The organism is Serratia sp. OLAL2, from assembly GCF_002752475.1.
Taxonomy (GTDB): domain Bacteria; phylum Pseudomonadota; class Gammaproteobacteria; order Enterobacterales; family Enterobacteriaceae; genus Serratia; species Serratia bockelmannii.
The window spans coordinates 1-11,246 of record NZ_MSTL01000011.1; the positions used below are offsets into that span (position 1 = coordinate 1).

General features: G+C 62.9%; 10 protein-coding genes. 4 read left to right on the forward strand and 6 right to left on the reverse strand.

Annotated elements, in window-relative coordinates; genetic code table 11:
- Positions 1-248: 248 nt before the first annotated feature.
- From BVU99_RS08510 to budA, 3 genes are all read right to left on the reverse strand, one after another.
- Positions 249-1,835 (reverse strand): ABC transporter substrate-binding protein, encoded by a 1,587-nt coding sequence (locus BVU99_RS08510; RefSeq protein WP_016926798.1) that lies wholly within the window; start codon positions 1,833-1,835, stop codon positions 249-251.
- Positions 1,836-1,978: 143 nt separating this feature from the next.
- Positions 1,979-3,664 (reverse strand): acetolactate synthase AlsS, encoded by a 1,686-nt coding sequence (alsS, locus tag BVU99_RS08515; protein ID WP_099816964.1) that lies wholly within the window; start codon positions 3,662-3,664, stop codon positions 1,979-1,981.
- 32 nt (positions 3,665-3,696) lie between these two features.
- Positions 3,697-4,476, reverse strand: a complete 780-nt coding sequence (gene budA, locus BVU99_RS08520) for an acetolactate decarboxylase (RefSeq protein WP_099816963.1) — start codon at positions 4,474-4,476, stop codon at positions 3,697-3,699.
- A gap of 451 nt (positions 4,477-4,927) precedes the next feature.
- Here budA and BVU99_RS08525 point away from each other — a divergent pair, with 451 nt between their 5' ends.
- The gene (locus BVU99_RS08525) at positions 4,928-5,830 is read left to right on the forward strand and encodes a LysR family transcriptional regulator (protein WP_060433800.1); all 903 of its coding nucleotides are present in this window, start codon (positions 4,928-4,930) and stop codon (positions 5,828-5,830) included.
- On the opposite strand, the gene eutC is transcribed toward BVU99_RS08525, so the two are convergent.
- Both eutC and BVU99_RS08535 read right to left on the reverse strand, forming a co-directional pair.
- Entirely contained in the window at positions 5,809-6,600 is a 792-nt protein-coding gene (gene eutC, locus BVU99_RS08530) for an ethanolamine ammonia-lyase subunit EutC (protein ID WP_099816962.1), read from the reverse strand. The genes BVU99_RS08525 and eutC overlap by 22 nt on opposite strands.
- On the reverse strand, positions 6,597-7,982 hold the full coding sequence (locus BVU99_RS08535; protein WP_099816961.1) for an ethanolamine ammonia-lyase subunit EutB: 1,386 nt from the start codon (positions 7,980-7,982) through the stop codon (positions 6,597-6,599). Before BVU99_RS08535 ends, eutC begins: the two co-directional genes overlap by 4 nt.
- A 159-nt stretch (positions 7,983-8,141) precedes the next feature.
- On the opposite strand from BVU99_RS08535, the gene BVU99_RS08540 reads away from it, so the two are divergent.
- Complete coding sequence (locus BVU99_RS08540; RefSeq protein ID WP_043140323.1) at positions 8,142-8,690, forward strand: nucleotidyltransferase family protein; 549 nt, start codon at positions 8,142-8,144, stop codon at positions 8,688-8,690.
- A 52-nt stretch (positions 8,691-8,742) separates the two neighbouring features.
- Entirely contained in the window at positions 8,743-9,210 is a 468-nt protein-coding gene (locus tag BVU99_RS08545) for a FlxA-like family protein (protein ID WP_043140327.1), read from the forward strand.
- A 1-nt stretch (position 9,211) separates the two neighbouring features.
- Here the strand turns inward: BVU99_RS08545 and BVU99_RS08550 are convergent, their stop codons facing one another.
- Positions 9,212-10,132 carry a LysR family transcriptional regulator gene (locus BVU99_RS08550; protein WP_049209340.1) on the reverse strand — a complete coding sequence of 307 codons (921 nt, stop codon included), beginning with the start codon at positions 10,130-10,132 and terminating at the stop codon, positions 9,212-9,214.
- Positions 10,133-10,228: 96 nt separating this feature from the next.
- On the opposite strand from BVU99_RS08550, the gene BVU99_RS08555 reads away from it, so the two are divergent.
- Positions 10,229-11,221 carry a bile acid:sodium symporter family protein gene (locus BVU99_RS08555; protein ID WP_047574159.1) on the forward strand — a complete coding sequence of 331 codons (993 nt, stop codon included), beginning with the start codon at positions 10,229-10,231 and terminating at the stop codon, positions 11,219-11,221.
- Positions 11,222-11,246 lie beyond the last annotated feature (25 nt).

The following is an 11,246-nucleotide window of genomic DNA, read 5'->3' on the forward strand; positions in this document are numbered from 1 at the left end:
TCAGGTGAGACAGGCAGGGACGCCTGTCGCAACCGGCCTCAATGCGGTATGGCGGAGAGAGGGGAGTTGGCAAAGCCAACCGTCTGATAGGGCAAAGGCGCGGGTTGCCAGGGGCCGCGCCTTCGGCTCCTGGCTCGGTCGAGGTGCGTGAGCCACATGGGGCATCTCACTTTTATCGACCGAAAATGTCACGAACGCCTGCAGAAAAACGCTAACTGATCAGCATTGGGGTTACCCCGGCCTTTTCGTTACTTCTCCAGCGACACCTGCTTGAAGATGTGTTTGCCGAACGGGTCTATTTCGTAGCCTTTCACTTCCTTGCGCACCGGTTCGAAGATGGTCGAGTGCGCGATCATCAGCGCCGGCATCTGATCGTGCATCATCACCTGCGCCTGCTGGTACATCGCCACCCGCTTGGCATGATCGTTCTCTTCACGCGCCTGCAGGATCAGCTGGTCGAACGGTTTGTAGCACCATTTCGCCGAGTTGGAGCCGCCGAGCGAAGCGCAGGTGAACAGCGGGCCGAAGAAGTTGTCTGGATCGCCGTTGGCGGTGGTCCAGCCCATCAGCGCGGTCTGGTGTTCGCCGTTTTTAATCCGCTGCAAATATTCGCCCCACTCGAAGGTGACGATTTTGGCGCGCACGCCGATTTTAGCCCAGTCGGCCTGGATCATCTCCGCCATACGCTTGGCGTTGGGGTTATAGGGCCGCTGCACCGGCATCGCCCATAGATCGATATCGAAGCCCTGCCCCAACCCGGCCTCCTGCAACAGCTGCTTCGCCCGCTCCGGCGAATACGGGTAGTCTTCAAGCTGCGCGTTGCTGCCCCATTGAGTCGGCGGCAGCAGGTTCTTGGCCGGCTGGCCGGCGCCGTGGAACACCGCGTCGATGATCGCCGGCTTGTTGACCGCCAGCGCCAACGCCTGGCGCACCTTGACGTTATCCAACGGTTTCTTCTGGGTGTTGAACGCCAGGAAGCCGATATTCAAGCCGGATTTTTCCATTACCTGAAGGTTGCCGTCCTGCCGCATGCGCGCCAGATCCGCCGGGTTGGGGAACGGCATCACCTGGCACTCGTTCTTTTGCAGCTTGGCGTAACGCACCGTCGCATCCGGCGTGATCGAAAACACCAGCCGATCGATTTTCGGCTTGCCTTCCCAGTAACGATCGAACGCCTTGTAGAGGATTTTCGCGTCCTTCTGGTACTGCACCAGCTGGAACGGCCCGGTGCCGATCGGATCGTTGTCCACCCGCTGCGGCGTGCCGGCCTTCAGCATCGCGTCGGCATATTCCGCCGATAATAGGGTGGCGAAATACATGCCCAGATCGGCGACGAACGGCGCCTCGGCGCGGGAGAGTTCAAAGCGCACGGTGTGGTCATCCACCTTGACGATCCGGTCAATCAGCGTGCCGAACTCCATCGACTCGAAGTTGGTGTAGGCGCCGTTGGAGACCTTGTGATACGGGTTGTTGGCGTCCTTCTGGCGCATAAACGAGAAGATGACGTCATCGGCGTTGAAATCGCGGGTGGGCGTGAAATATTTATTGCTCTGGAATGCCACGCCCTTGCGCAGATGGAAGGTATAGCGCTTGCCGTCTTCGCTCACCTCCCAGCTTTCCGCCAGGCTGGGTTGCAGCTCGACGGTGCCGGGTTTGAAATCCACCAGCCGGTTGTAGATCGCCGCCGAACTGGCGTCTACCGTGGTGCCGGAGGTGAACAGCTGCGGGTTGAAGCCTTCCGGCGAGCCTTCGGAACAGTAGACCAGCGTATTGGCCCGCGCGCCGCCGGCAATCGCCAACGCCAGCAGCCCGATCGTTATTGCTTTTCTTTTCATTGCGCTATCCCCAGTGGTGAAAAAACAGCCCAACGGATAGCAATAAATCATGCAGTTAGCGATGTAAAGGATAAATTCCGCGCATAAAAACGGGCAGGCGCGCAAGCGGCCTGCCCCGGTGAAACGGCGCGAGGATGATGAAATTAAATCATCTGGCTAAAGTTCATCTGCGCCATCAGCTTATAGTTATCGGCGTAGTCGACCGGAATGGCCACCACCACCGGTCCCTGGATCGCCATCGCCTTGCGCAGCATCGGCCGCAGATCTTCCACCGACTGCACGGCGAAACCGACCGCGCCGCAGGATTCCGCATAGGCCTTGAAGTCAATCGGCCCAAACTCCACGCCGGATTTGCGCTGGTATTTGTTCACTTCCTGCATTTCCACCATGTTGTAAGCGTTATCGACCCAGATCACGTGCACGATGTTGTTTTTCAGCCGCACCGCGGTCTCCAGCTCCATGCTCGACTGCATGAAGCCGCCGTCGCCGGAGATTGACACCACCTTGTCGCCGGGGCGCACCAGCGCCGCGCCGATGGCCCACGGCAATGCCACCCCCATGGTTTGCTGGCCGTTGGAGATCAACAGCTGGCGGGCACGGAAGCTGTAAAGATAGCGGGCGATCCAGATGTGGAAACTGCCCATGTCCACGCACAGGGTTACGTCGTCGCTGACGATGTCCTGCAGCTCCTTGACGATGCGCAGCGGGTGGATCGGCATGCCGCCGCGGCGGGCGGCGCGCTCCGCCAGCTCAGTGCGCTGGCGGCCGAGATCGGAGAGGATCAGCTCCACCTCCGGCGGCACACAGACCGCCTCATTGAATGCTTCGGTCATCATGTTCAGCGTGGCGCTGATATTGCCCACCAGCTCGACGTCCGGCCGATAGCAGGTATCGATATCCGCCGGCAGCACGTCGAGATGCACCAGCTTCAGCCGCCCGTGGCTGTTCCACATGCAGGGATCGTATTCGATCGGATCATAGCCGACGCTCACCACCAGATCGGCCTTCTGCAGCAGCTGATCGGCCGGCTGGTTGTTGAACAGGCCGACACGGCCGGCGAAACGGGCGAAGTGGTTGACGTCGATCACCCCCGCCGCCTGATAGGTGCCGACCACCGGCATATGGGTGCGGTACAGCAGATGGCGCACCGCCTCGCTGTTCTCCGGCCGGCTGGCCTGCAGGCCGAGCAGCAAGACCGGGCATTTAGCCTGGCGGATCAGTTTCACCGCCGCCTGAATGTCGTCTGCCGCGGCGGCTCCCATGCGTGGCAAGCGGCAGCCGGCCAGCACCGGCGCGCTGACCGGTTCATTGACGATATCCATCGGCAGGCTGACGAACGACGCCCCCGGCCGGCCGAACTCGGCGCGGCGAAAGGCGTTGGCGATCACCTCGGAAATCGCCGAACCGGCATGCACTTCGGCGCAATACTTGGTCACCGGCCGGAACATGCTGACGGTATCCATGCTCTGGTGCGTCTGCTTCAGGCTGTCGGCGCGCTTCACCGCCCCGCCGAAGGCCACTACCGCGTCCCCTTCCGAGGTGGCGGTAGCCAGCCCGGTGATCAGGTTGGAGCTGCCCGGCCCGGAGGTGACCAGCGCCACCCCGGCCTTGCCGGTCAGGCGGCCGACCGCCGCCGCCATAAAGGCCGCGTTGGCCTCATGCCGCACCACCACCGTTTCGATCGATGGCGCGTCCTCCAGCGAGTCGAACACCCGGTCGATCTTGGCGCCCGGAATGCCGAAAACGTGTTTGACGCCCTGCGCTTCCAGGTTTTTCACCACCAAATCGGCGCCGCATTGCCAGTCATTGCCTGTTTTTTCCTGTGCCATGGTTCCACCTCCTAAGAAAACAATCGCCGGGGTTAGCCCTCGGCGGAACGAATCGCGCGGTCCAAATCCTCTGGGCAGAGGTTGGCGCGCAAGAAATCCGCATCGTGCGGCAACTGAAGATTGAGACGCGTGATGACGCCGAACTGCAAATGGCCATGATCGAGCTGGTAGTCCAGTACGTGGCCGCCGCCGCTGCGGTCGTCAGTAACGAAGTGTTCGTGATAGCCGGCCACGCCGATGCCCTGCATGTAATCCGGCGAGCGGAAGCCGACCAGCGTGCCGCGCCGCTGGTGGAACGAGAAGGTCGGCTGCTCTTCTATCGCTTCCAGCATCGGGCGGTAGGGCCGCTCCTGGCGCGGCACGGTGCGGGTTTCCACATGGCTGAACTCGCCGTCAACCCGTACCGCGCAAAACAGGTTCGGCGAGGCGACCTGTTCGTCGATGCACTGGTGCAGCTGTGCCTTGGTGATCGGCCGGTCGAATTGCTGGCTGACGCTGGGCTGGAAAAAGGTGACGACGGCAAAGGGGGTTTTCTGTTGCAGGCCGGCCGGCCGGGCGCTGCCGTCGGCGCGCAGCTGGTGTATTTCCTGGTCGAAAGCGATCAGTTCACCGTCCAGATGATTGAAGGTGCCGAGGCCGAAGTTGCCGTGTTTGAGCAACTCGGCAATGGTGGTTTCGCCCTCGTAGACCCCGTCGATGAGCGCGCTCATCAGCGAGATTTGATAGATTTCGCCCTCCCCGGCGTTGATCGACTGCCTGGCAAAACCCTGCGCCAAATGGCGCGCACAGGAACACCCGTGTTTTTCGTTCATGACTAACTCCTCCACCAGCGCGGGATCGCGATTCCGCGCGTTCAAAAGACCCACCGACAGCGGGCCAAGATGCCCCCCAAGGCACGTTCATCAGTTGGAACGATTCAGCCTGAGGCGACAAAAAAACCGGCACGGCTGGCCGGCCGATATCCAGAGTCAACAGCATGATGAGTTAAAGTAAAGGCTCACTAATCATTAATGCTGGGTCGGATATCAAATTGAACGGTTAATCTGGTGTTGGAGCGACAATCAACTCCGCAGGCGGCTCGCGCAGCCTGGGAAAAACATCTGTTATTTAGTGCTAAGCGCCGCGAGGTTTATGCGTTTTCTCTCTATACGGCCGGGATAAGGCGGCGTTGAAGCCCGTCGTCAACCCGCAGCCAGAGTAGCCGCCGCGCCGTCGGCAGAGAAGCGGGTATTCATAAGAAACGCTTTTGCATATAATGCAAAAATGAATGACGCCCGCTATGTAGAACATCTGCCAATTTTTCTCGACGTGGCCCGCCTGGGCAGCTTTTCCGCCGCCGCGCGCCGGCTGGGCATGGTGCCCTCCTCGCTGGTGCGCCACATCGACGCCCTGGAAAGCGCGCTCGGCGCCGCACTGTTCGTGCGCTCCACCCGTGGCCTGCTGCTGACCGACGCCGGCGAGCTGCTGCTGACGCGCGCCACCGCGCTGATGACGGACATTACCGGCCTTCGCGCCGAGCTGAGCGCGCTGAACGAAACGCCGCAGGGCACGCTGCGCATCAGCTGCCTGCCAACGTTCGGCAAAACCTATGTGCTGCCGCTGCTGCCGACGCTGGCGGAACGCTATCCGCAGCTGTGGGTCGACCTCGATCTGACCGAACGCCTGACCGATCCGACGCAGGAACGGCTCGACGCCGCCATCCGCATCGGCGAGCAGAAGGACAGCGCGCTGTACGCCAGCCGCATCGCCACCCAACGCTGGGTAATGTGCGCCAGCCCCGCCTACGTCGCCCGCTATGGCCTGCCGGCCGATCTGGAAGCGCTGCCACAGCATCGGCTGATCGCCCGCTACCACAAGCAGCAGCCGGCCTGCTGGGCGCAAATCCTCGACGCGGCGCTGATGAGCCGCTGCACCATGGCGCTGCGCTGCGACGACTTCACCGCGCAGCGTCAGGCCGCGCTGCTCGGGCTCGGCATCGCCTTTCTGCCCAACTGGGTGGTGGGGCCGGACGTGCAGCACGGACAGCTAGTGCAGATGCTGGAAGATCCGCGCCATGAGCAGCAAGGCATCTATCTGCTGCGGCCAATGGCGAAGGTGTCCGCCCGGCTGGCGGCCTTCACCGCCCTGCTACAGCAAACCATCGGTCAGCCGCCCAGCTGGGGGTAAAGCGGCGTCACCCGGCCGTGCAGGGCCGGGTTGTCGCTCTCGTCCTTCAGCTCGATGCCGCTCAGCCGCCGCTGGAACGCCTGCTCCAGCAGCCAGGCCAGGCGGAACGCTGCCTGCGGGTAATCCAGCCCCTCGGGCCGCACGTTGGAAATACAGTTGCGCTCGGCGTCCGTTCTGCGCGCGTTCGGTCCCCAGGTCAAATAGACGCCCAGGCTGTCCGGCGACGACAGCCCCGGCCGTTCGCCGATCAGAACTGCCACCGCCCGAGCCTGCAGGCATTCACCGATCTCATCCCCCAGCGCCACCCGCGCCTGATGCGCCAGCACCACCGGTGCCACGGTCAGCCCCAGCGCATCGAGATAGGGCCGCAGCGCCTGCAGCAGCGGCAGCGCCTGGCGGTGCACCGCCTTGGAGGAGAGGCCGTCCGCCACCGCCAGCAGCAGATCGACGCGGCGCGGCGGTAAACCAAGCAGCAGGCTGCGGCTATCCGGCGCCAATCGCCGCCCCAAATCCGGTCGACGCAGGTAGGCGGCGCGGTCGGCGGCCTGGCTGTGTACCGCCAGCGTGGGCCAACCGGCATCGTGCAGATCCGCCGCCAGCCGCTCGCTGTCGAAAGGCTGATGCACCGCGTCGCGCGCCTGGGCGTGAGCCAGGCCGAAGCGCAGCAGCTCGTCGGTCGGCAGGCTGGCGCCGGTGCGCCCCAGCGCGATGCGCGCATCGGTAAAGGCGCGCAGCGCGTCCCAGCTGTTGACGTGAACCGATTTGCTCATGCGCGTTCTCCCTGCAGCGCCAGCAACAGCGGATGATTGGCGGCAGCGTCGCGCAGCCGCCCGCGTTCGTCGGTAATGTTCATCGCCGCCAGCCAGGCGGCGAACTCCGGCGCATGCTTCAGCCCCAGCAGCTCGCGGATATAGAGCGCGTCATGGAACGAGGTGCTTTGGTAGTTGAGCATGATGTCGTCCGCGCCCGGCACGCCGATCAGGAACGTCAACCCGGCGGCGGCCAATAGCGTCAGCAGCGTGTCCATGTCGTCCTGATCGGCTTCGGCATGGTTGGTGTAGCAGACGTCGCAACCCAGCGGCAGGCCGAGCAGCTTGCCGCAGAAGTGGTCCTCCAGCCCGGCGCGGATAATTTGTTTGCCGTCATACAGGTATTCGGGGCCGATAAACCCCACCACGGTGTTGATCAGCAGCGGTGAGAAATGGCGCGCCACCGCATAGGCACGCGCCTCACAGGTCTGCTGATCGACGCCGTGATGCGCGTTAGCCGAAAGGCAACTGCCCTGCCCGGTTTCGAAGTACATCACGTTATCGCCCAACGTGCCGCGCTTGAGGCTCAGCGCCGCCTGCTGCGCCTCCGCCAGCAGCGCCAGACTGATGCCGAAACCGCGATTGGCCGCTTCGGTACCGGCGATCGACTGAAACACCAGATCCACCGGCGCGCCGCGCTCCATCAGCCGCAGCGTGTTGGTCACATGGGTCAGCACGCAGGATTGGGTGGGAATGGCGAAGCGCTGGATCACGTCGTCCAGCATGTAGTTTAGCTTTTCCAGCAGCGGCAGGCTGTCGCTGGCTGGATTGATGCCAACCACCGCATCACCGCTGCCGTACAGCAGGCCGTCCAGCATGCTGGCGGCGATGCCCTGCAGGCTGTCGGTCGGGTGATTGGGCTGCAGCCGCACGCTAAGGTGGCCCGGCAGGCCAATCGTATTGCGAAAGCGCGTCACTACCCGGCACTTCTTCGCCACCAGGATCAGATCCTGATTGCGCATGATCTTGCTCACCGCCGCTGCCATCTCCGGCGTAATGCCGGCGGCCACCTGCGCCAGCATGGCGCTGTCGGCCTGCTCGCTCAGCAGCCAGTCGCGAAAATCGCCGACCGTGAGGTGCGAGATGGGCTCAAAAGCGGCGGCATCGTGATTATCGATAATCAGGCGCGTCACCTCGTCCTGCTCGTACGGCACCAGCGTCTGCTGCAGGAACGCCTTGAGCGGCAAATCCGCCAGCGCGATACGCGCCGCCATACGCTCTTCGGCGCTTTGCGCCGCCACCTCCGCCAGATAATCGCCGGAACGCGCAGGCGAAGCTTTCGCCATCAGCTGACGCAGATCGCCAAAGCGATAGCCGCGTTGGCCCACCGTTGCCTGATACATAACCCCCTCCCTTGCCCCGAGTGACGAGATAACAGCCCTGCACCAAGTGTAGTCAGTGGGAAAAGAAAATTATTTTGCACGCGATCGCCGCCACCACGCGTCCCCCCATTTCACCCGCCGCCGCTTCGGGTTACAGTAGCCGCGAAAACAGGAGGGGTGATGGATCCGCAACGGCAAATTATCGACTGGCTGCAACAAGATAACGCGCGCATGGCCGCCCTGCGCACCGTGCGCCGGCTCGGCCTGAATGACTGGTGCCTCGGCGCCGGCTTCGTACGCAACCTGGTGTGGGATCGGCGCCACGGCTATAGGGAGCCCACGCCGCTCAACGATATCGACGTGATCCACTTCGATGCGCAGCGTGCGGACGCCGAACGCGATCGCATGCTGGAGGCGCGGCTGCAACAGTGGCTGCCGCAGCCGTGGTCGGTCAAGAACCAGGCGCGCATGCACCTGCGCGGCGGCCGGGCGCCCTACCGCAACAGCGAAGAGGCCATCAGCTTCTGGACCGAAGTGGAAACGGCGATCGGCGCGCGCCTGAACGCCGACGATAGCATCACGCTGGTCGCCCCTTTCGGGCTCGCGGCGCTGTTCAACGACACCATTACCTTCAACGTGAAAAATGGCGATCACACGGCCTATGCCCAGCGCGTGGTCGACAAAGGCTGGCTGCTGCGCTGGCCGCGTTTGCAGCAGGTAAAGATTTAGCCGCCGCTGCCGATACCCTGAACAGCGAGATCCAGACTCAGGGAGAGCAACCATGTCGACCACCATCACCATGATCGTACCGATCAAGAATACCGTTCCCGGCGTCAGCAACGTCTTTAGCGCGCCGGGCCATCAGGGCGAATTGCTGATGGCCAAACCGGTCAACAACCAGCCGCAAGGCGGCAAGATGGAGAAAAACGAACGCGCCAACGGCAATGACGAACCGGTTAACCTCAATGAAAGCCGCGCTTCGGCGCGCATCAAGGCGCTGAACCGGCAGATTCAGGCGCTGCAGCAAAAGCTGGTGGAACTGAAGGATTCCGACGCCGATCCCAAAGAGATCGAAAAGCAGAAACAGCTGATCGAAGCGCAGATCAAGATGTTGCAAGCCGAGATCGCGCGCATCCAGAAAGAAGAAATGGAAAAGCAGCAGCAGGAGCAAATGGAAAAAGCCGCGGCGCAATCCGGCGACGGCGTAAACCGCCCAACGCCGCTCAACGCGGTGGACGTCTATATCTGAGTCAATATGCCGCGTTTTCCCGCCGGCGCTGTTGCAGCAGCGCCGCCTGCTGACGCGCCACCTGCCAGATGGCCTCCGCCGCCGGCGTCAGTGAGCGGTTCTTGCGCCGCACCAGCATCAGCGCGCGGTTAATTTCCGGCACCAGCCGCCGCACCCGGAGCCGCCCCCCTTCCGGCAACGGCAGCGCCAACGCCGGGAAAATGCTGATGCCAATCCCCTCCGCCACCATCGGGAACAGCGTGGCCGGATGGCCGATTTCCTGCACCACCTGCGCCTCCACGCCCTGCTGTCTCAGCGCACTGTCGATCAGCGGCCGGCTGCCCGACGCATAATCCTGCAACACCAGGCGGCAACCGTTCAACGCCGACCAACGCACCGCCGGCTGCGCAGCGAACGGATGATCGTCGCGGCACAGCAACAGGAAAGGTTCATGCAGCACCGCTTCGCACTCCAGATCCACCGCCTGTACCGGATCGACCACGATGCCGAAATCCACCTCGGCGTTGCGCACGCTGTGCAGCACCTGCTGCTGCGCCTGATCGCGCAGCATGATGCGGATCTCCGGATATTCACGCTCGCCGGCGGCGATGCACTGCGGCATCAGATGGGCGGAAATGGTTTGGCTCGTCGCCACCCGCACCGTGCCGCTGCGCTGTACGCCAAAGCTGCGCGCATCCAGCAACGCGGCCTGCAGCTCGTCCAGCAGCCGCTCGACCCGGTTGGCCAACCGCAGACCGGCGTCGGTCAACACCACTTCACGCGTGGTGCGATCCAGCAGCCGCACGCCGACCTCCGCTTCCAGCTCTTTCACGCTGTGGCTGACCGCCGATTGCGTCAGGCCGATCGCCTCACCGGCGCGGCTGAAGCTGCCGTGGCGGGCGATGGCGACGAACACCCGCAGCTGTTTGAGTGAGTAATTCATGTGTTTTATTCATGGATGAATTAAATAAATCAATTTTATTATTATATGCCCGCGCGGGAGAATAGCCCCATCGATTTTCTACCCGAGCGCATCGCCATGAGATTCCTGCCCGATCGTTTTACCCTGACGCTGATCGCCACCGTGCTGCTGGCGTCGTTCCTGCCGGCGCGCGGCGAGTTCGTCGGCTGGCTCAACGCCCTGACCATCGCCGCCATCGCCCTGCTGTTTTTCATGCACGGCGCCAAGCTGTCGCGCGAGGCCATCCTGGCCGGCAGCAACAACTGGCGGCTGCATCTGTGGGTGATGTGCAGCACCTTCATCATTTTTCCGGCGCTGGGCGTGCTGTTTGCCTGGTGGGCGCCGATCGACGTCAGCCCCGAGCTGTACGCCGGTTTCATCTACCTGTGCATCCTGCCGGCCACCGTGCAATCGGCCATCGCCTTCACCTCGCTGGCGGGCGGCAACGTCGCGGCGGCGGTATGCAGCGCTTCCGCCTCCAGCCTGCTCGGGATCTTCGTGTCGCCACTGCTGGTCGGCTTGTTGATGAATGTACACGGCGATACCGGCGGCCTGCGGCAGGTCGGTTCGATCGTGCTGCAGCTGCTGGTGCCGTTCGTCGCCGGTCACCTGCTGCGGCCGCTGATCGGCGGCTGGATCGAACGCCATCGGCCACTTATCGGTAAAACCGATCAGACTTCAATTCTGCTGGTGGTGTACGCCGCCTTCAGCGAGGCGGTGACGCACGGCATCTGGCATCAGGTAGGGATGGGCTCACTGGCGTTTATCGTCGGTGGCAGCATCGTGCTGCTGGCGATCGTGCTGGTGGTGAACACTTACATGGCGCGCTGGCTGGGGTTCAGCAAAGCAGACGAGATCACCATCGTATTCTGCGGTTCGAAGAAGAGCCTTGCGAACGGCATTCCGATGGCCAATATCCTGTTCCCGGCGGCGACGGTGGGGATCATGGTGCTGCCGCTGATGGTGTTCCATCAGGTGCAACTGATGACCTGTGCGGTATTGGCGAAAAGGTATCAGCGCAAGCAGCAGGCGCAACAGGCGGTGCCCAACGCGCAGGCGTCGCGCGGGTAAAAAAAAGACGGGCCAAGGCCCGTCA

Coding starts and splice junctions, on each gene's coding strand:
- BVU99_RS08510 (WP_016926798.1), bottom strand. CDS start 1,835: ATGAAAAGAAAAGCAATAACGATCGGGCTGCTGGCGTTGGCGATTGCC.
- alsS (WP_099816964.1), bottom strand. CDS start 3,664: ATGGCACAGGAAAAAACAGGCAATGACTGGCAATGCGGCGCCGATTTG.
- budA (WP_099816963.1), bottom strand. CDS start 4,476: ATGAACGAAAAACACGGGTGTTCCTGTGCGCGCCATTTGGCGCAGGGT.
- BVU99_RS08525 (WP_060433800.1), top strand. CDS start 4,928: ATGAATGACGCCCGCTATGTAGAACATCTGCCAATTTTTCTCGACGTG.
- eutC (WP_099816962.1), bottom strand. CDS start 6,600: ATGAGCAAATCGGTTCACGTCAACAGCTGGGACGCGCTGCGCGCCTTT.
- BVU99_RS08535 (WP_099816961.1), bottom strand. CDS start 7,982: ATGTATCAGGCAACGGTGGGCCAACGCGGCTATCGCTTTGGCGATCTG.
- BVU99_RS08540 (WP_043140323.1), top strand. CDS start 8,142: ATGGATCCGCAACGGCAAATTATCGACTGGCTGCAACAAGATAACGCG.
- BVU99_RS08545 (WP_043140327.1), top strand. CDS start 8,743: ATGTCGACCACCATCACCATGATCGTACCGATCAAGAATACCGTTCCC.
- BVU99_RS08550 (WP_049209340.1), bottom strand. CDS start 10,132: ATGAATTACTCACTCAAACAGCTGCGGGTGTTCGTCGCCATCGCCCGC.
- BVU99_RS08555 (WP_047574159.1), top strand. CDS start 10,229: ATGAGATTCCTGCCCGATCGTTTTACCCTGACGCTGATCGCCACCGTG.